The sequence below is a fragment of the Prevotella sp. P5-50 genome (assembly GCF_002251295.1).
Classification (GTDB): domain Bacteria; phylum Bacteroidota; class Bacteroidia; order Bacteroidales; family Bacteroidaceae; genus Prevotella.
Genome location: NZ_NPJA01000024.1, coordinates 22,589 through 43,025, shown reverse-complemented (window position 1 = coordinate 43,025; position 20,437 = coordinate 22,589). Strand labels below are relative to the sequence as shown.

The 20,437-nt window shown below is 44.8% G+C and carries 19 protein-coding genes and 1 riboswitch; of the genes, 14 read left to right on the top strand and 5 right to left on the bottom strand.

Annotation, left to right across the window (positions count from 1 at the left end):
- Positions 1 to 106 precede the first annotated feature (106 nt).
- From CIK88_RS06525 to CIK88_RS06495, 7 genes are all read left to right on the top strand, one after another.
- The gene (locus CIK88_RS06525) at positions 107 to 1,096 is read left to right on the top strand and encodes a hypothetical protein (protein ID WP_094390784.1); all 990 of its coding nucleotides are present in this window, start codon (positions 107 to 109) and stop codon (positions 1,094 to 1,096) included.
- Entirely contained in the window at positions 1,093 to 1,854 is a 762-nt protein-coding gene (locus CIK88_RS06520) for a hypothetical protein (RefSeq protein WP_144007377.1), read from the top strand. The genes CIK88_RS06525 and CIK88_RS06520 overlap by 4 nt, the downstream gene beginning before the upstream one ends.
- Positions 1,855 to 1,859: 5 nt before the next feature.
- A complete protein-coding gene (locus CIK88_RS06515) occupies positions 1,860 to 2,390 on the top strand; it encodes a hypothetical protein (RefSeq protein ID WP_094390782.1) in 531 nt (176 codons plus the stop codon).
- Between the two features lie 154 nt (positions 2,391 to 2,544).
- Positions 2,545 to 2,826, top strand: a complete 282-nt coding sequence (locus CIK88_RS06510; RefSeq protein ID WP_094390830.1) for a DUF3127 domain-containing protein — start codon at positions 2,545 to 2,547, stop codon at positions 2,824 to 2,826.
- Between the two features lie 88 nt (positions 2,827 to 2,914).
- Positions 2,915 to 3,352: a hypothetical protein gene (locus CIK88_RS06505; protein WP_094390781.1), complete on the top strand. Its 438-nt coding sequence runs from the start codon at positions 2,915 to 2,917 to the stop codon at positions 3,350 to 3,352.
- Entirely contained in the window at positions 3,337 to 5,805 is a 2,469-nt protein-coding gene (locus tag CIK88_RS12590; RefSeq protein ID WP_254046860.1) for a hypothetical protein, read from the top strand. Before CIK88_RS06505 ends, CIK88_RS12590 begins: the two co-directional genes overlap by 16 nt.
- A 52-nt stretch (positions 5,806 to 5,857) precedes the next feature.
- Positions 5,858 to 6,316: a DUF5675 family protein gene (locus CIK88_RS06495; RefSeq protein ID WP_094435322.1), complete on the top strand. Its 459-nt coding sequence runs from the start codon at positions 5,858 to 5,860 to the stop codon at positions 6,314 to 6,316.
- Positions 6,317 to 6,377: 61 nt separating this feature from the next.
- Here CIK88_RS06495 and CIK88_RS06490 read toward each other — a convergent pair whose 3' ends face one another.
- From CIK88_RS06490 to CIK88_RS06475, 4 genes are all read right to left on the bottom strand, one after another.
- Positions 6,378 to 6,773 (bottom strand): hypothetical protein, encoded by a 396-nt coding sequence (locus CIK88_RS06490; RefSeq protein ID WP_144007616.1) that lies wholly within the window; start codon positions 6,771 to 6,773, stop codon positions 6,378 to 6,380.
- Positions 6,774 to 6,816: 43 nt separating this feature from the next.
- On the bottom strand, positions 6,817 to 7,434 hold the full coding sequence (locus tag CIK88_RS06485) for a formate/nitrite transporter family protein (RefSeq protein WP_094390778.1): 618 nt from the start codon (positions 7,432 to 7,434) through the stop codon (positions 6,817 to 6,819).
- Between the two features lie 62 nt (positions 7,435 to 7,496).
- Positions 7,497 to 8,390: an AraC family transcriptional regulator gene (locus CIK88_RS06480; RefSeq protein ID WP_094435318.1), complete on the bottom strand. Its 894-nt coding sequence runs from the start codon at positions 8,388 to 8,390 to the stop codon at positions 7,497 to 7,499.
- Positions 8,391 to 8,394: 4 nt separating this feature from the next.
- Positions 8,395 to 9,018 (bottom strand): flavodoxin family protein, encoded by a 624-nt coding sequence (locus tag CIK88_RS06475; RefSeq protein ID WP_094435316.1) that lies wholly within the window; start codon positions 9,016 to 9,018, stop codon positions 8,395 to 8,397.
- A gap of 189 nt (positions 9,019 to 9,207) precedes the next feature.
- Between CIK88_RS06475 and CIK88_RS06470 the strand changes: the two genes are divergently transcribed.
- The 7 genes from CIK88_RS06470 (at position 9,208) to CIK88_RS06440 (ending at position 18,509) form a co-directional block, all read left to right on the top strand.
- Positions 9,208 to 10,269: a UDP-N-acetyl glucosamine 2-epimerase gene (locus CIK88_RS06470; protein ID WP_094435314.1), complete on the top strand. Its 1,062-nt coding sequence runs from the start codon at positions 9,208 to 9,210 to the stop codon at positions 10,267 to 10,269.
- A 15-nt stretch (positions 10,270 to 10,284) separates the two neighbouring features.
- Positions 10,285 to 11,226, top strand: a complete 942-nt coding sequence (gene cbiB, locus CIK88_RS06465; RefSeq protein ID WP_094435312.1) for an adenosylcobinamide-phosphate synthase CbiB — start codon at positions 10,285 to 10,287, stop codon at positions 11,224 to 11,226.
- A gap of 57 nt (positions 11,227 to 11,283) precedes the next feature.
- Positions 11,284 to 12,804 carry a cobyric acid synthase gene (locus CIK88_RS06460; RefSeq protein WP_094435310.1) on the top strand — a complete coding sequence of 507 codons (1,521 nt, stop codon included), beginning with the start codon at positions 11,284 to 11,286 and terminating at the stop codon, positions 12,802 to 12,804.
- Positions 12,805 to 12,873: 69 nt separating this feature from the next.
- Positions 12,874 to 13,064: riboswitch (cobalamin riboswitch) on the top strand.
- A 42-nt stretch (positions 13,065 to 13,106) separates the two neighbouring features.
- Positions 13,107 to 15,125: a TonB-dependent receptor gene (locus tag CIK88_RS06455; protein WP_094435369.1), complete on the top strand. Its 2,019-nt coding sequence runs from the start codon at positions 13,107 to 13,109 to the stop codon at positions 15,123 to 15,125.
- Between the two features lie 39 nt (positions 15,126 to 15,164).
- Positions 15,165 to 16,355, top strand: coding sequence for a YncE family protein (locus tag CIK88_RS06450; RefSeq protein ID WP_094435308.1), 1,191 nt, complete (start codon positions 15,165 to 15,167; stop codon positions 16,353 to 16,355).
- 10 nt (positions 16,356 to 16,365) lie between these two features.
- Positions 16,366 to 17,502: an ABC transporter substrate-binding protein gene (locus CIK88_RS06445; protein ID WP_094435306.1), complete on the top strand. Its 1,137-nt coding sequence runs from the start codon at positions 16,366 to 16,368 to the stop codon at positions 17,500 to 17,502.
- Positions 17,499 to 18,509: an iron ABC transporter permease gene (locus CIK88_RS06440; protein WP_094390770.1), complete on the top strand. Its 1,011-nt coding sequence runs from the start codon at positions 17,499 to 17,501 to the stop codon at positions 18,507 to 18,509. The genes CIK88_RS06445 and CIK88_RS06440 overlap by 4 nt, the downstream gene beginning before the upstream one ends.
- 103 nt (positions 18,510 to 18,612) lie before the next feature.
- Here the strand turns inward: CIK88_RS06440 and CIK88_RS06435 are convergent, their stop codons facing one another.
- Positions 18,613 to 20,052 carry a tagaturonate reductase gene (locus tag CIK88_RS06435; RefSeq protein WP_094435304.1) on the bottom strand — a complete coding sequence of 480 codons (1,440 nt, stop codon included), beginning with the start codon at positions 20,050 to 20,052 and terminating at the stop codon, positions 18,613 to 18,615.
- Positions 20,053 to 20,437: the final 385 nt, after the last annotated feature.

Below are 20,437 nucleotides of genomic sequence, written 5' to 3'. Positions count from 1 at the left end.
ATCCACTATACATATTCCGTCGAAATGGTTCACTGGCGGTTGCTCCAACCTGTTTGGCCCATTCAGAAAAGAAATGTTGAGGGTATGATTAAACAAATGTAAAAATATGTCTCGCTTCGCACAATATTACATCAAGTACAAGCATGATGCCGGCTGCTATGAATGGGAAGAACGGCAGAAGCATCTCGGATTGCTCTTCGAGCGTGATGAGGGCATCGAGTTCTTTCTGGGTGAAGGTACTGACCGCAAGGTGTATAAGCACCGTGTGTATCACCTCACCACAGCACATGACATCACGGTGATGCGCTTTGCCAACGATATCGACATACCCGTGGAGCGCGACTTTGAACCAGCGATGGCCAAGGACGAGCCATCATGCTTTGTCATCATCGACAATCGGGAGAATCTGCGCACCGTGGCCATCCAGAAACGAAAACGGGCATTCAGCAATACGCACAAGGTGGCCAAGATCATGAGCTTCTGCATCGACCAGCAGTTGTTCAAGGAGCATTGCTACGGCTTTGAGGTTGTGCCCGACTACTATCCGAAAGACCTGTTCGAGGTATGGGAGCGTCAGCAGGAGCACGCCCAGCAGATGCGCTTCGGAGTGCCAGAAATGGAGCGTGACGAGATTCTTAGGAAGGTGCAGGCTCTAAAGGACAAGAAGCGCGACTACTACGATGATACGCTGATGGGCTCGCTGCTGGAGGTGCTGTATGCCCAAAAGCAAGCGAAGTACAAGGGGCACTACACGGTGATGCCTGAGCAGAAGAAAGCTGCACTCTATGTCGACAAGAGCAGTGTTTTCATGCGCAACCTGCTGACATTTGCCGAGGCTGTGGACGAGCCTATAGAACTGGTGACAAACGATGGCGGCACATTCCGCTGCTTCATTGACAGTGATGATGAAAACACGGACAAGATTGTGAGTCATGAGTTTAACGAAGCGTATCTGGAGATGCTGTTCAATCAGACGCGCAAGGATGGCAGCAAGATAGAGCCTGAAGACCGCCTAAGGGCTGAAGAGCAGATTGTGGAGCTGATGAACTCGATGAAGCACGAGGCAACAGGCGAAGGGGAGGAACAGGCAGCATGATAGTGACACTCGACAGACAGCAACAGAGCCTAGCTCGGCGGCAACTACTCACGGATGTAGTGTACATCCTGAGCCATGAGGCTTTGCGCCAGATGAAACGTGACGGGGAAACTGGGTTGTCGGCAGTAGAGGTGTTCCTCGCCGCCCAGAATTTCTGTGAGTCATTGTTTGCCCTGCCTGATGCAGCAGAGGGACTGGATGAGGAGATTGACGATTTGGAGGATGAAGCGCAGGATGAGAATGATGCAGCCATCATATTGGCTGTGGCCACGGCTCAGCTACAGGCACGAGCAAAGCAAACTGTTGGCATCGACATCAGGGGAATCATCTTCCGCATCTTTGAGCGCCTTGACGGAAACGCCCTCCTTTGGCCTCTCGTTGAGCAGATGACCGCCAAGGAGGATGCCAGATGGATGGAGGGGAAGAAAACGGACTTGCTGAACTATGAGTTGAAGGAAATAGAACGAATGGGTGGCGGCTCAGAGAAAATCAGGCAGCTGTTTGCCGACTTCGTGAACTATTCCGACCAGATGGACAAGGATGCCATCAAGGGGCAACTGCTCTTTTTGGCTCGCTACAACATTGACCACGGCCATGCCTACGACAAGGAGCTGATAGCGCTGTTCGACAAACTGGGCATCAAGACCACCACACTTCTGGACGTAAAAGAGTATGTGGCTGTGAAGCACGTGGAGAGCGAAATACAGAACGTCGAGAGAGGCGGCATTGGCGTAAACAAGGAATATCAAAATAGGTAATAAGTATGGACATAGATGTGAAGGAACTGATAAAGGCTGCTGTCGAAGGCTTCGACCTGAGCAATTTCAAAGGCGATGTTGTAGGCGTGAAAGTTGTTGAGAACGAGATTGGCAACGTGGAGCAGGGCGGCATCGGCATTCAGATAAACAACGGCGCGAAAACTGCTCCACAGACACAGTCGGACAAGAATATAAAGGCTGCCGTTGAGGAATTGCTGAAAGCCAAGGAGGGGGATGGCCTCGTGTTTTCAAATAAAAAGCAATGGTGGGCAGTGTATAAAGTGCTGAAGGAATTCTGCAATTATCCTGCACAGATGACCTCCTTTGTTACCAAGATGACCGAACTTGAGCTTGGCAGTGTAGATGATAAACGTCGGCTAACCTATGACTCATTGAGTGCGGCATCAAAGGAGGTTCCGCTCATAGCAACCTGTTCACCGTCGGTTTGGGTTACGCAGAAAGACAAGAGCGATAACTATAGGCAACAGTATGTGGTGGCGGAGTTCCTGATGCTGAAACTCGGCATTAAGAGCTGAGGGCAGTTCCAATAACAATTCCAAAATTCCAATAACAATTCCCGACTCGGATTTTTTCTGAGTCGGGATTTTTTATGTCTGTATCTTTGCAATGTCAATCCGACGAAGATGTCTCATGGTGAGGCTTCGGGCAGCGGATGGCAGCAAAAGACAAATGGAAACAAAAATTATGAGAGTGGTGAAGTGCGGTGAGCAGTTCACGGTGAAGAGCGAGAAGTCCGAAAACGGACAGATGGCCAAGCGCAACCTGGTGCTTCAGGAGGTGGGCGGCAAGTACGAGAACCAGTATGTTGTGGCGGCTTTGGGAAATCTGGCTGTGTGCCAGTTCTATGAGAACGACATCGTGATAGCCACGATGCGATTCACAACACGGGAGTATAACGGACAGATGTTTCAAGACATCGTGGTGACGGACTTAATCAAAGTCAACAGATAAACATTATTAACCTGAGTTGAAGTGAGGAGGATGTTCCCGGGTAAATGCGCAAAGAATCTGACCTTCTTCTCGCAAACAACTCACAACAATGACACAGAAGAATTTTAAGCAGAACATTTTGCAGAACGTCCAGATGGACACACAGACAAGTTTTATGGCCAACGGCGACATCAATATCTATCCATGCTCGTGGGAGGACTCGAAGGCTCCCGTGACGGCTGACGGCAAAGGCCTTGTCCGATACCGTGGCGGCATTGAGGTGGACGAGGATGGTCGCACGAGAGTGAAGCGATTCCGAGACGGCATGAACGGGCCGAAGTACGAGACGCTGTTTCAGACGGCTCATGCCGACGTGAAGCGGACACGAGAGATGAACCACGGACAGCGAGGATGTTTGAAGGTGGAGTTCAGATTTCCACGCCGTTATGGGCTGGCACTGATGAAGAGCCTCTTCTATCAGGAGAGCGAGGAGGTGATGGCTTACCTTAACAGCAGAAAGGAGGTGACGGTATGGGACAACGACTAAACAACGCTAACGATAACCTTAGCGACAACCTTAACGATAACACGATGAAGGTGATAGCAGCAAATGCACAGCCGCGACTGAAAGGGCGCGGCTATGCAGAGACACAAACCTCGGAGCAGCTTGACAAGCTGCTCTCCGAGGGATGGCTGAAGGAGATGGTGGAGGCTATTCGTCAGGGTGACGAGAAGAAGAAAGACCAGTTGCCTTATATCTGTCCGCACTACACTCAGTTCAAGGATAACCATCGGGCGCAGAGCGCGATTATTCCAGAGGCTTTTACGTTTATGACTTGCGTTGATGTGGATGATGCTACGAAGGTGCGTGAGGCTTTCGAGAAAGCTCTTGCTGTGAACAAGGATGAGGATAGCGAGTGGCAGGACATGGTGCTGCGCATCGAGTATTCGGCTCGGAAGAAAGGGCATATCTACATCCGCATTCCAAAGGGCATGACGATTGAGGAGGCGCAACGTGGCTTCTGCGAAGAACTGGGTATGCCTGAACTGTATGACCCCAGTTGCATTACACCCGAAAGGTTCATCTATGTGACGGGTATCGACGAAGAGGTGTATCGCTCTGAGCATTGGCTGGAGGCTCTTTCTAAGGAAGAGTTAGAGGAGCGCAGGGAGGCGTATCTGCAAAGAGGGCTGGATGTTGACGGACGAAAGTTAGTTGGTACGCAGTCGGCCTCGGTTGCGGCTGCCACAGATACCAACTCCAAGGCCGCATCCGAGACGTCCCTAAAGGGATCACCTTGCGGAAGTGATGCGCACCCAGCCGATGCTGGTACGCTGTTCGTGTTTGATGCTTGCATGAAAGAGGCGGAACTGACACCCGATGTGCTCGTGGAGGGCAGTAATAAGCGACACCTAGCTCTGAAAAGCATCCTGTCTGTTGGGGCTACGCAGTTACTGACGAAGGAAGAATTGCTGGGTGTGCTGCAAGTGCGCATGGCCGACTTTGTGAACGAGAACGACTGTCGGCAGTTGGTTGAGGACTTCTACACGAAGTATTATGACCCGAATCAGAAGTTGAGTGCTTTTCAGCGCAAGACCTTGGCGAAGAGGCTAAAGATGGCAAAGGATGCAGGAAGCGCATTGCAGAGTACACAACCGGCTTCGGTTGCAGCAAGTGCACAGGTTGCAGGCGAGCCGCCTGCGTACCCCACAACACCGCCCAAGATGCCCACGAAGTTGCCGAAGGTCGTTGCCTTATTGTTGAGCAAGACCCCCGATGTCTATAAACCCGCAGTGGCTCACGCTATCTTCCCTGCATTGGGCGCACACCTCTGGAAAGTCCGTTTCCCTTACATAGACAATGTGAAGCACGAGGCCACGTTCATGAACGTGCTGATGGCCGGAACGGGTGCTGGTAAGGACTGTGTCTCGCAGCCTATCAACCACATCATGAAGGACATTCGCGCTCGCGATGCCGAGAACCTGAAGCGTGAAGCCGAATGGAAGAAAGAGGTGAACTCGAAAGGAGCGAACAAGGACAAGCGGCAGCGTCCTGAAGGTCTGGTGATTCAGGAGGTTGACCCCGATATGACCAACCCTGCCTTTGTGATGCGCATGGCCGAAGCCGACGATCATTTCCTCTACACGAAGATGAACGAGATTGACCAGTTTGATGCCCTGCGCGGCAGTGGTCGCGGACAGCAGCAGTTCCAGATAATGTGCTTGGCTTTCGACCCAGACAACCGATATGGACAGACGCGAGTAGGCACGCAGTCGGTGACGGAGAAAGTCACGATTCGCTTCAACTGGAACGCGGCCACGACCATCCAGAAAGGGCAGAAGTATTTCAGCCGAGTGCTGACCGATGGCCCAATCAGCCGCATCAACTTCTGCACTATCCCTGAGCGTGAGATTGGAGCCGACATGCCCGTGTATGGCACATACGATGCTGCCTTTGATGAAGAGTTGAGACCATTCATCGACCGCTTGACAAGAGCCGCTGGCACGATTGACTGCCCACAGGCATTCAAGCTGGCCAAGAAGATGAGCGAGGAGAATGCCGAGTTCGCCCGCCTCTCGCAGTCACGAGTGTATGAGAACCTGTCTTTCCGCGCCAACGTGATAGCCTACTTGAAGGCTTGCGTGCTCTACATCATGAACGACTACAAGTGGGCGAAGGAAATCGAGGAGTTCGTGCGCTGGAGCTTGAAGTACGATATGTGGTGCAAGATGGAGTTCTTTGGCGCAGCCATTCAGCAGGCTAACGAGGAGGGTGAGCGAGTGGTGCGCCCAGGTGCCCGCAACCTGCTGGAGCTGCTGCCAGACGAGTTCACCCAGCACGATGCAGAAATCATACGGCAGTCGCAGGGCATGCCGATCGATGGCACTGCCAACATGCTCTACCAATGGGTCTATCGCAAGTACGTCTTACGCCTTACACCTTACAATTATCGTAAACTCAAATTTCTAAGCGACGAGAGCAAAGCCAAGCTTGCCTGAGTTTTGCCGAGGAGCGACAGAAATTCAACAAAGTTAAATTCTTGTCTGACAAATGGAACTAATATTGACACGTATAGCAAAGCGCAAGACCTACACGATAGGTAGGCTCTGCATCCGCAAGCAGGTAGCGGACGAATACCTGACAGGCACAGCCGACGAGTACTTTTGTGATACCTTAGAGCCGACATGGCGCGACTACAAGAACGGCGCATACAAAATCAAGGGCAAGAGTGCCATCCCTGAAGGGCGGTATGCCGTGGTTATCTCGTTCTCACCCAAGTTCAAGCAATGGCTGCCCATTCTGCTGGGCGACGAGACATTCAAGAAGCAGTGGAGCGGCATCCGCATCCACGCTGGCAACACAGCCAAGGACACCGAGGGCTGCATCCTCGTGGGCATGAACCGCGAGGTGGGCAAGGTGCTGGATAGCCGCAAGTGGCTCTACAAGTTGAAAAAGCGAATTGTGGAGGCCAAGGACAGGGGCGAAGCCGTGTGGCTTACCATCAGATAGCCCTCTGCCGTCATCAAGACAATCCCCAAAGCCGCCGATGGCCTTGGGGATTGTTTGGGCGTTATTTTTGATAGTCTTTTGCCTTATATACCACGTCAAGAAGTTTCTGTCCTTGATGCTTTCGTGAATAATACACGTAGCGAAAGCTGTAGCCAGCCTCTTTATAAATTTTTAGCGATGTGGCATTTCTTAAGTCCATCAGCATTTGCTGTTTTAGTTCAGACTTGTTCACTATTGCAGAGTCATCCAGTACACCACCTAAGGTGTAAGCATAACACAATGTGTGGGATTGTTTGTCGAATGTCAGACTGTCTATTGTTACATCTTTGGCAATAAGTGCAGGACAGTTTTTCTCTGTATATGCTTGGGCTTCGCGCTGGCAACGTTGCTCTAAGGTCTCTTGACAAGCTGAAAACATTGCAATAGCAATTATCGTGTATATACCGATGTGTTTCATTCTATTTATCTTATTATTTTCTATTCACTTGTTGATTTGATAGTTATTTTACCCTTACTTGCTCCGGTGTCATCCATCGATAGAGATTGCAACCGATAAAGTTGCCAATAACCTCAGAGACATAAATCAACGCAACGATAGGTTGACAAACCACATCCCAAGGTGCGGCAAGAAAATAAAATGCATCGGCAATACTATGGGTGAATCCACAGAGAATGAAAACTGGCACACCGAGTAAGAGTGCTAACATTTTACCCTGTCGTGCAAATTGAACAGCAGTCGTCATAATAAAACCACATCCGATGGCCAACAAGCCGCATGCAAATGGACCTTTGGTAATACGCCCTGTCAATATATCTCCTGCTTTGTCTATACAATCAGGATGAGCATATCTGATGGCAAGGGCAGTTAACAGACAACCAATAATGTTTCCGATGAGTACTATAACGAGCATCGACCAGTCGCCATGTCGGCGTATAAAACCTGCAGTTCCTGTGTATAATTTCAATCCATAATACACTACGGTTGTTAAGCCAAAAGCGAAGAGTACTGCACCAGCTATTCCTCCTACTTTGAGATTGACTGTTCCACCAATTGCAATGCAGATACCAGCCAAAATAGCCAACGGAAAATGTGTGTTGAATGTTTCTTTTAGGTTCATATTTATATTATTTAATTTGAATTCAATGATCTATGACATGTACTGTGACTCTCTTGTTTCTTTTAACGTTCCATCTCTCTGAATTCTGAAGGTAGATAACCAGTATGGCGCTTGAAGTGTTTTACAAAATATGAAGGATCGTCATACCCTAACATGTAAGCAATTTCTTTAATCATCAAATCAGAATAAAGAACAAGACGTTTGGCCTCCAATATGATGCGGTTATTAATGAAAATCAATGGAGATTTTCCAGAACACTCGTTGACGCTATTGCTGAGTGAACGGACGGACACATTTAAACGATTAGCATATTCTTGAACAGTATGCAGTTGTTTGTATTCCTGTTCAAGTAACTGTCTGAAACGGATAAAAAGTAGGTGGGAAGGTTTACGATAATCAACAGTTTGTTCTGCCTCATGTTTGCCGTATCGTTCTATTTTTGCAAGAAAGATGGTTAGTAGTGATTTTAAGATGTCTATATTACCCAATTCACCATTTCTCTCCGCTTCTAACTCCATTTCGTGTATTAACGGTTGAAGTAACTTTGATGTTGGCTCGTCTATAATATAATATGGTGTTCCTTCGTAGGTATGAAACGCGTTGTATTCAAGGAATAAACGACTGATATTGGTGGAAGAATTTGAGACTTTTATCAAATCAGTACACATTTTTATAGCAACACCCCGATAGTTGTCTTTACAATCGAAATGGTGAATCTGTCCAGGAGACAGAAAAAATATGGTGCCTGGAACAACCTTGTAATCAACGAAGTCCACCGTGTGTATTCCTTCACCATCCTGAAACCATAGAATTTCATAGAATGAGTGGACATGTGCCATACAGTCGTCAATGTCACTTGTGGCAAAGAGTTCGGGCATGTGCTCTACTCGAAATCCATTTCCACCAGGTGCATTACAGACGGTTTGGTAAATATGACTCAGATTTATTTCTGACATAGTATTATCTAATAAAATTCATGGGTGTCCATGCTTCGCGTTCTGGAAGGTCTGAAGAATCATTGTTGTTTAGTTTTTTCAACATCCATGCCATGTTGTTGGCCAATGTACGCATGGTTTGCATACCTTCAATATCTTGTGCGGCTTCGCCCTCGACTCTTCCATAAGCCAGATTCCAATATTGGGAAGTCACAATCGGCATGTTCATCATTTGGAAAGGCATGAGTAATGTTTGATATACTGCAGAAGCACCGCCACGACGACAAACTGCTACGGCAGCTGCTGGCTTTCCAATGAAGTATGCCCCTCCTGCATAAAGCATACGCTGTTGAAGGCAAAGTAACTGACCTGATGGTTGACCGTAATAGACGGGAGAGCCTATGATGACTCCATCGCAATGAGAGATGCTTTCGATGACGGAGTTTGTTATGTCATCAGAAAACACACATTGTCCGTTGCCGTTCTCTTTGCATTTATTGCAGGCGATGCAACCGCGAACAGGTTTCTTACCAATCCATAGGATGGTACTTTCTATTCCGTGGATACTAAGTTGTTTTGATATCTCCGTTAAGGCAGTATAAGTATTACCTTCCTTTCGTGGACTTCCATTAATGAGTAGAACTTTCATAACAATTTGTTGAAGAGTCTTGTTGTAAATCGTACACTAAGTTTATTTTGAAGGCAAATTTACTAATTTCTACTGAATTGAGCAACGTCTTTTGATTCAAAGTGCGAATAACATAGAAGAAAAAGTGAAAAACTCTTTGTAATTAGTGCAAAATATAGTAAATTCGCAGTCGAAATAGAAAAAAAACTTATGCAGAACGTATGTGTTTTTACAGGAGCAAGACCGAACTTTGTAAAGGTCGCTCCAATTGTGAGGGCCATCATTAAGACAGAAGGTATTGCCTATCAGTTGGTATATGCAGGACGTCAAGATGATCCTACCCTTGAAGCATCATTGTTTGATGATCTTCAGATGCCAAAACCAGATATTTATCTCGGTGTTGATTGTGAAAATCTTAATGAACTGACAGGAAGAGTGATGGCTGAGTTTGAAAATTATCTTAATCATCATTCTACAGATATTGTTATCGTCGTTGATGACCTTGCTTCTACCATGGCAGCTGCCATAGTAACAAAGAAACGAGGTGTAAAATTGGCTCATCTTGTTGCTGGTACTCGTTCCTTTGATATCAATATGCCGAAGGAAATCAATCGCTTGGTCATTGATGGATTGAGTGATTTGTTGTTTACGGCAGGTGTTAGTAATAATAGTATTGTTACTCGTGAAGGTGCTGATATGCAAAAAATTTACATGGTTGGCAATATCCTGATGGACTCATTGCGTGCTAATCATGACAGATGGACGAGACCTCAATGTCTTGAAAATGTGTCAGACGGTCAGTATATTGTCTTGACTCTTAATCGCAAAGTACTCTTGGCAGATACAGATAAACTCCAACACCTCCTTGCTACTATAATCGATGTGTGCACTGGATGTGAAATTATTGCGCCATTACGTGGAGTAGCAAGAGAAGCTGTGGATAAAATGTCGCTACCTATAACCCTTGTTCCAACATTGTCATATTTGGAATTTGGTTACCTTGCTGCACATGCTAAAGGTGTGATAACGGATTCTGGTAATGTGGCAGAAGAAGCCACATTCAATCATGTACCATGTATCACTCTTAATAGTTATACAGAACATATTGAAACGGTGAAAGTAGGTACTAATGTGTTAGTAGGTGAGGATTGCCAAAAATTGCATGATGCCTTGAAATTACTGATGGCTGGCAATTGGAAACATGGTGATTTGCCTGACCGTTGGGATGGACGTTCGGCAGAGCGTATTGTACAGACGCTTCTTGACTTGTAATACTAAGAATAGCAAATGCTTTCAATCTTGGCCATTTCCATTTTGCCAATTCTTGTAGCTTGGCTGTTGGATAAGATATTAGGTGACCCGATGTGGTTACCGCATCCTGTTGTGCTGTTTGGTAAAATCATACATAAGTGCGAAACAATATTAAACAAAGGCCATTGGAAACGGACAAAGGGAGCGATAATGGCTGTTGTGCTTATTATAATGACTTTTGTCTTGACCGATTACCTTTTGAAAATAGCGTTGGATGTGTCTGTTTATCTATGGATGACCGTGACAACCATACTTGTGTTTTACTGTTTGGCAGGAACAACACTGATTCGTGAAGTTAGACAAGTTTTCTACGCTCTTGATATTTCATTACACAAAGGACGTGAGCGTGTAGCTCGCATAGTAGGGCGAGACACAGCCAATCTTACAGCTCAGGAGGTACGTTCGGCAGCATTAGAAACCATGTCAGAAAACCTAAGCGATGGTGTCGTGGCGCCACTCTTTTGGTTGGTACTACTGGGCGTGCCGGGAATGATGGCATATAAAATGGTCAATACTCTCGATTCTATGATAGGTTACCATAATGAACGCTATCTTCGTTTTGGAACTTGGGCAGCACGCATTGATGATGTAGCCAACTACATACCAGCTCGATTGACAGCATTGATGATGATATTGACTTCAAGTTTTTATCGTTGGTGGAGCAGGTTACGTTTTGTAGCAAAATATGGCAGAATGCATGCAAGTCCTAATAGCGGCTATCCAGAAGCTGCATTAGCATCTATTCTTGATTGTCGTTTTGGTGGATCTCATGATTATTTTGGTCAACGTTTTTATAAACCATATATCGGAGACTGTGATCGCCAACTAAGTACGAAAGATATGATCATTGCCATTGGTGTTAACCAAAGAGTCGAGATTGTTATGATGGTAATTGTATGTGCATCGATTTTGTTTTGAGTACAGAAAAAAATGATATTTCTTTGTTTTTGAGATGTAAACTATAATATTTATCAAATGGCTATAAGTTCACAATCGAATCATAGGAAAAAACTTAATCCACTAATGTTTGTGGGAACAGGAAGTGATGTTGGAAAGAGTGTTGTAGCAGCTGCGTTTTGTAGAATATTTCGGCAAGACGGATATCGCCCAGCTCCATTTAAAGCACAAAACATGTCGCTCAACTCGTATGCCACTCCCGATGGATTAGAATTAGGACGCGCTCAGGCTGTACAAGCTGAAGCGGCAGGAATCCCTTGTGAGGCCGATATGAATCCCATCTTGCTGAAACCGCAGTCTGACCATACATCGCAAGTAGTCTTGTTGGGACGTCCTGACAGCAATCAGTCTGCTGGAAGCTATTTTCGAAAGGAAGGACGAGATCGCTTTCGTAATGTTGCTCATGAAGCATTTAATCGTTTGGCATCCCGTTTCAATCCTATTGTGATGGAAGGGGCAGGAAGTGTTTCTGAAATCAATTTGCGCGAGGTAGATATTGTCAATATGCCTATGGCTCTTTATGCCCATGCAAATGTAATTCTTGTTGCAGATATTGACCGCGGTGGCGTTTTTGCTAGTATTTATGGCAGTATTATGTTGATGACACCTGAAGAACGAAGTCACATTAAAGGTATTATTATCAATAAATTCCGTGGAGACATCAGTCTCTTCGAATCAGGCGCGAAAATGATAGAGCAACTATGTGGAATACCAGTTCTCGGTATCCTGCCTTATTTTCGTGATATTCATATTGAAGAAGAGGATAGTGTCTCGCTGCAGGTTAAGTCGAGACAGGCTGTAAAAGGCAAGGTAAATGTTGCAGTAGTATTGTTGCGCCACATGAGCAATTTTACAGACTTTGATGCATTAGAACAAGATTCACGACTGCATCTTTATTATACCAACAATCCTGCTGATCTTGAAGATGCAAATATCATCATCGTTCCTGGATCCAAATCTACGATAGATGATCTTTGTCTGTTACGTCAGAATGGAATGGCAAAAGCTGTTGTAGAAGCACGAAAACGTGGCGTTACGGTGCTAGGCATATGTGGCGGCTATCAGATCTTGGGAAAGGAAGTACGAGACCCGAATCATGTCGAGGGTGAAATCGAGCGATTGCCAGGGTTGGGACTTTTGCCTGTCGTGACAGTTATTGGTGGTGAAAAAACTACTCGACAAGTTACATTCCAATGTCCTACGCTGGTAAAAGATGAAAATGTCAAGCTTCGCGGTTATGAAATTCACATGGGAACGACAACACTTGATGACAATGCTCAGTCGATGAATCTATTTAATAACCAAACAACTGATGGATGTTTCGTTGATGATCGCTGCATGGGCACCTACATTCATGGAATACTTGATAATGCACCTATTGTTGATGTTTTATTGTCACCATATCTGAAAGATGCTCAACAGCAGTCTGTCTTTGACTATGAAACCTATAAAAACCAACAATATGATTTGTTGGCAGATCATGTTAGACAACATGTTGACATGGAACGCATTTATCACATTCTTACTACGTCTGATTAGCTTTAACTGACAGATAAAGCAGATGTCGCATTTGTGGCAAAAGAAAGAAAAACATAATTCTTCTTTGTTTTTCGCTTACAAATTCGTAATTTTGCAAACGCATTGAGAATAGAAGGGAATGAGGTGAAAATCCTCGACTGTCCGGCAGCTGTAAACAACCCTATATCGACGTGAACAACAAAGTCACTGGTTTGTTACCGGGAAGGCGTTCGCGATCAGGTTGACAAGTCAGAATACCAATTCCAAGCAAAAACAAAATTTTTCATCGTACTCTTGGGCTAGGCGATGAGATGTTTATAAATATGAAGAAATTCAATTTGTCGATAATTGCAATGCTTGTCTCTGTAAGCGCAATGGCGCAGACAGACACCATAACAAGCCGTGTTCATCAATTGAAAGAAGTGACTGTGACTAAGAGTCAGCGCAAGCGAATGCTCACAAGTACAGCACCTTTGCAAATGATGGACCGAAAAGACATGCTTACTATGGGAGTAACAGATATGGCAGACGCACTTCATCGAATGTCGGGCGTTACGCTACGCGACTATGGCGGTGCAGGAGGCATGAAGACCGTGGCTGTGCGTGGTTTTGGAGCAAAGCATACCGGTGTAAGTTATGACGGTGTTATGCTTAGTGATTGCCAGAGCGGCGAAATAGACCTTTCTCGTTATTCGCTTGATAATGTCGCCAAGTTATCGTTGGTAATTGGTGATAATGATGATATTTTCATTCCTGCACGTCAGGCGGCATCATCAGCAGTTCTCAACATACAGACATTGCCTTTACCTTCTGATGAAAGAAAACCGCATTTAACTTCTCAGTTGAAGATGGGGTCATTCGGATATGTTAGTCCCTATTTGCGATATGAACAGAGTTTTTCTAAGGCCTTTGCCGTGTCTGCTGTAGCTGAATATATTTATGCCGAGAATGATTATCCTTATGAGATTAAAAATGTAAAGACTGTGACGAAAGATCGTCGTACTAACAGTCTCATGAGTAGCGGACATGGCGAGTTAAACTTTTCATGGCAACCTCATGCAACAAATCGATTGACAGGTAAGATTTACTATTATGACAATTCACGTCAGTTGCCTGGTATCGTCCATTATTATACTAACGTAAGTGGGGAGACTCTTCATGACCGCAACTTCTTTGTACAGGCGGGGTACCAAAAACGTTGGGGAGATACGTGGGCGTTGAAAACCATTGCCAAAGTAAATTGGTACGAATCTATCTATCGCGACAAACTAATGCCTGGCGCTGTTAACGATGCAAGTTATTGGCAACGGGAATATTATGCTTCTGCTGCCCTGCTGTTTGTCCCAACGAAACATTGGGCAATGGATTATTCTGCAGATTATTCTTTTAACAATCTGAATGGCAGTTCATGGCGCGCCATTATTGGACATCCGTTTCGCCATAGTATTCTTCAGTCCGTTACTGTAAAATATCAAACTGGTCGTTTGGTCATGACGGGAAAACTGTTGCATTCGCTTTTTATCAACCGGCAGAAGAACGTCGAACAGACAGATCGTACCGATGTGCAAATAAATTCTGCACGAAATATGCGTCGTCTCTCACCATCGCTGTCGTTGTCATACAAACTGCTTGAAGATGAGGAACTCTTTCTGCGTGCCAGTTACAAAAATATTTTTCGTTCTCCCACCTTTAATGAGAGTTACTACTATCATTATGGCAGTACCGAATTGAATCCCGAATTAACTGACCAGTGGAATATAGGTGTGACATACTCACCTCATCTCTCACGTTACACTACTGCAACGCTTATGTTTGACAGTTATATCAATAAGGTGAAAGACATGATAGTAGCAGTACCATATAATATGTTTGTTTGGACGTGTATCAATGTCGGTAACGTGCGCAGTATAGGCATCGACGCAACAATGCAGGTTGAACACCAGTTCAATAAAGCTCATGGGTTGATGCTCTCTGGAAGTTATAGTTTGCAAAAGGTGCAAAACCGAACTAATCCTGAGTCGCCCAACTACAATAAGCAGATTGCCTATATGCCTCAACATACAGCAAGTGGTTCTGTTGCTTATGAGAATCCTTGGATAAACTTAATACTGCATGCGACAGGTATGAGTAGCCGTTGGCCTAACAACGAGCATTATCCTTCAACAATGGTAGAAGGCTATGTTGATTTTGGCTTGACAGCATATAAACAAATCCATTTTGGAAACCATCATGTAGAAATTCGTGGAGATATTAAAAATCTCTTTAATAAACAATACTGTATCGTGGCTCATTATCCGATGCCCGGCAGAAGTTGGATGATATCAATCAATTACAAATTATAATTAAATTATTTATTCAAAATGAAAAAACATTTATTAAGTATGGCAGTACTGCTCATGGGAGCAGCTATGTTTACCGCGTGTGATGACAACGACAATGAACAGCATGAATACATTGTTCCTGTAACAAAAGGTGCATTCCTTGTATGTAGTGGAAACATGAGCAGCAACATCGATGGTAGCGTTTCATACCTCGATTATACCTCTAATCAGGTTGCCAACAAGCAGTTCCAAGCACAGAATGGTCGTTCCTTAGGTGGTACTCCTAATGATGCTTTGGTTTATGGTAGTAAGATGTATATTGCCGTAACTGGTGAGAATACTCTTGAAGTGGTTGATGCCAAGACATTGAAGTCTCTCAGACAGATCAAGACCAATGTGACTTTTGGTGAGGGTTGTCTCAAACCTCGTCACCTTACAGCTTCAGGCGACAAGGTGTATATTTCATTCTACGGCAAGTCTGAATCTTCGTATGATGAGAATTGGAACGCTACAACTAAAGGTAATGGATATGTAGTTGCAATTGACACCACAACATTCACTCGACAAGGTATCTATGAGGCTGGTTCTTTCCCAGAGGGCATCAGCGTGGCAGATAAAAAACTGTATGTCTGCAATTCTGATTATGCAGCATGTACCAAACCTTCTATTTCTATTATCGACCTGACTACAGGTTCTGGAAGTCTGATTAAGAATGATAATATTGTCAATCCACAGAAGATTGTCTTGACTGCTGCTGGCGATATGTATGTACTTGATTTTGGAAACTATGGCGATAAGAAGTCTGGTGTATATAAGATTTCTGCCAAAAATAACGAGGTGACACGTCTGATGGATGCCAACGACATGGATTGCATTGGTAGCAATATCTTTGGTTATTATACTGAGTTCGATGCTTCTTACAAACCAGTCAAGACTACTTATCAGGTCTATAATCTTTTAAGCCAGGGAACATCTACTTTCTACACAGATACTAATAACGAGATTATCCCTGCATGTATTGGTGTTGATCCGGTTGTCGGTACCGTGTTCATTGCTTCTAACGTGAAGAATGCTGATACTGGCAAAACTGATTATAAGGCAAATAGCAAGATCTTCATGTTCAACGTTGAATATTCACAACATGGCGTTTTTGTATCCGCTTCAAAGAATGCTAATGTGTGGGGCGCTACTGCAGGTGTAGGTCCTTGCGCTTTTGCTTTCAACGTTACCACTAATGTGATCAAATATTAAATAGACAGAGATGCGTCAGTTCATCCTGTTTGGAATGATGACCGTGTTGCTGTCATCCTGCGGAGGCCGAATGGCCGAAGTGCAGGATGGTGGCGACACGCTTCATTTAAAATATTCCTCTTTGTTGACTATTGTGCGTCATGAGGGATATACGATGGCTCAAATCCGTAATCCTTGGAAATCAGGGAAGACTCTTCATACCTATGTATTGGTTCCGAAAGACGAACAGTTACCAGATCAAGCATTACTGCCTGCACAGGCTACCATTATCCGTACACCCGTAGAGCATTCTGCTGTATTTACCACAGTTCATTGTTCTTTACTCGGTATGCTTGGAGCACAGGACAAGATAGTGGCTGTTGCTGATTTGAAATATATCAAACTGCCATTTGTCCAACAAGGGGTAAAAGCTGGTAAAATAGCAGATTGCGGTAGTGGAATGCAACCCATGGTAGAGAAGATTATGGATGTGAAGCCCGATATAATCATGCTTTCTCCTTTTGAAAACAGCGGTGGCTATGGAAAGGTTGAGGAAATCAATATTCCTATTGTAGAATGTGCAGAGTATATGGAAAACTCTCCGTTGGCACGTGCAGAATGGATGCGATTCTATGGATTGCTTCTTGGACGTGAACAGGAGGCAGACAGCCTTTTCGCTTGTGTAGATAGCTGTTACCACATGCTTCAACAACAAGCTTCAAAGGCTCGTCATGGAGGACATCGCCGTACTGTGCTTTTCGACAAGATGACAGGTTCTGTATGGCATGTTCCCGGTGGACGCAGCACCATTGGGCAGATGGTTAAAGATGCGGGTGGTGACTACCCTTGGGAGAACGATACCCATGGAGGAAGTCTGGCTCTGCCCTTTGAGAATGTTTTAGAACGAGCTGGCGAAGCTGACGTCTGGCTGTTCCGTTATAGTAGTGACCATACCTATACGAAGGCAGATCTATTAGGGGAGCGCGACGGTTATAAGATGCTGAAAGCATTTCGTCAGAATGAAGTTTATGGATGTAATGTAGAGAAGACATCTTTTTATGAAGAAACTCCATTTCGTCCTGACCTATTGCTTTCTGACATCATCCAGATACTTCATCCGAATTTGATCCAATCAAAACACTTACGCTATTTCGAAAATACAAAATGAACAAAGGCTACATTTCATGCATCATGCTTGGCATCATGGTGCTCTTGTTTTTTGTGGTGAGCCTATTGATTGGTTCTGTCTCGATTCCTGTGAGCGAAACATTTCGCATTCTGATTGGAGAAGAGTCCGTCAAGCCCAGTTGGCAGTATATCGTGATTGAATCGCGCCTCCCTCAGGCTGTTACTGCCATGCTTTGTGGTGCTTCTTTAGCTGTTTGCGGACTTATCTTGCAAACGGCGTTTCGTAATCCGTTGGCAGGTCCCAGCATTTTTGGTGTTAATAGTGGTGCAGGCCTTGGTGTAGCCTTGGTGATGTTGTTTTTCGGTGGAAGCGTTTCGGCTGGAACTGTCAGCATTGGCGGTTTCATGGCTGTTCTTCTTGCTGCATTTGCAGGAGCTATGGGTGTCATGGCGTTGATCTTTTTCTTTTCTACATTGGTGCGAAGTCATGTGATGTTGCTGATTGTTGGCATAATGATAGGATATATGGCTGGTTCTGCCATTTCCTTGCTCAATTTTTTTGCAACAGATGAAGGGGTGAAATCGTATATGGTATGGGGAATGGGATCTTTTGGAGGTGTTTCGCTGAAAATGCTTCCTACTTTTAGTGTGATAACTTTGATAACCTTGGCTGTTTCTTTAGCTCTTGTCAAGCCTCTCAATGCCTTGGTCTTGGGAGATCGCTATGCTGAAAACCTTGGCGTAAACATTATACGTGTACGCAACTGGCTGTTGCTGGTTACAGGTGTCCTTACTGCTGTAATCACGGCTTTTTGCGGTCCCGTGGCATTTATCGGTTTGGCAGTACCGCATATTGCGAGATTGGTGTTGGGAACAGACAATCATCGGGTCCTTCTTCCTGCTACAATTCTGACAGGAAGTGCTGTGGCTTTGCTTTGCAATATATTGACGGTATTACCTGGTGAGGGTGGGATAATACCTCTTAATGCCATTACGCCCTTGATAGGAGCACCTGTTGTCATCTACGTTATTCTTTCAAGGCGATAAGCGTGCTATAAAAATTTTCCGAATAAGAAAGGGCTACACCCAAACAGGTGTAGCCTTTTAGTTATGAAAACATATCTTTTTTCCTTTGAGAATTCCTTATGTCTTAAAGAATAGTTTTAACAGCCTCGAGCATACCCTTGTCTTGAATCAGGTCAAGGAAGAGTTTAACCATTCCGTTGAGATTGCTGATCTTGTTGAGGTCTTCTCCCCAGATGAACTCGGCACCGAGTACTCCGTCTGCAACCTTCTGGGTGTCACCAGTTGCCCACAGATCCTTGAGCAAATCCATAATCTTCTGGTCGTCGTTAGGAACGATTTCTGCACCGTCAGCACGCTTGCCACCTTTGTAGTAGGTGATGATGGCAGCCAAACCGAATACCAATCCCTTAGGCAGTTCGCCCTTGCGCTCGAGATAGGTCTTTACTCCGGGCAGATCGCGTGCACAGAATTTGGGGAATGAGTTGAGCATGATGCTGGTCACCTGATGGTCAACGTATGGATTGTCGAAACGCTCCAAAACATCGCTTGCAAACTTCTCAAGCTCTTCAATAGGCAAATCGAGTGTTTGCATCAGTTCGTCAAACTGCACTTTGTGGATGTATTTACCGATGACCTCATGGTTGCAAGCATCGCGTACAATATTAACGCCGCTGAGGTATGCCACAGGAGAGAGTACGGTGTGTGGGCCGTTGAGCAATGTCACCTTGCGCTTGTGGTAAGGTTCCTCCGAAGGAACGAAGAGCACATGGAGACCAGCTTTGTCTGCGGGGAACTCATTAGCTACTTCCTTAGGAGCTTCAATCACCCAGAGGTGGAATGTCTCTGCCTGTACAACAAGGTTGTCGCGGTAAGAAATCTTTTCCTGAATCTCAGCAATTTCCTTGCGTGGGAATCCTGGAACGATACGATCCACGAGAGTGGCATAAACGCCACAAGCTTCTTCAAACCATTTCTTGAAAGCATCACCCAACTGCCACAGTTCGATGTATTTATAGATGCAATCCTTCAGTACGTGTCCGTTGAGGAAAATCAATTCACAAGGGAAGATGATAAGTCCTTTAGTGGGATCTCCGTTGAAAGTCTGATAACGGCGATAAAGCAACTGTACGAGTTTGCCAGGATATGAAGATGCAGGTTTATCATCCAACTTGCAAGCAGGGTCAAAAGCAATACCGGCTTCTGTGGTGTTGCTAATGACGAAACGCATCTCAGGCTGGTCTGCCAATGCCATGAATGCATCGTTCTGTGAATAAGGATTCAAAGCGCGACTGATCACATCGATTCGCTCAAGCGTATTGACGGGCTTTCCGTTTTCACGACCCTGAAGATTAACGTGGTAAAGACCGTCTTGTCCGTTAAGCCAGTCTGCCATACCTCTTTCTATAGGCTGTACAACAACTACGCTACCATTGAAATCGGTTTTCTGGTCCATGTTCCAGATAATCCAATCAACAAAAGCACGAAGGAAGTTTCCTTCACCAAACTGAATCACCTTTTCAGGCATCACACTCTTAGGTGCGAAATGTTTGTTTAACGGTTTCATTTCTTAATATTTTATAGATTGTTTTTAAATGTAGGGCAAAGTTACGAACTAATTGCGAAACTGCAAAAAAAAGATTAATTTATGTCCCATTTTTCTGCGTAAAGGTTTGCGGAGAAAAAAGTGCTTGTTTCTCATTCATAAGTTGAAAAGAATAGGAGTTGATGACTCGTTCTCGGCTTCGGGATGTCTTCGGGATGACTTCGAGGTTTTTCCTTTCGTGGACTATCCCCACGACATGTATTTATGAGTTTGGTATCTATTCCCTTGTAAAAACTTTAGAATCCATTTCATTTAGGAATACCTATTTTTGATGATTTATAGTATGGTTTTTGCCTTATTTGCAGATAATTTACTAATTTTGCACTCGTATTTTTAAAGTATAGCA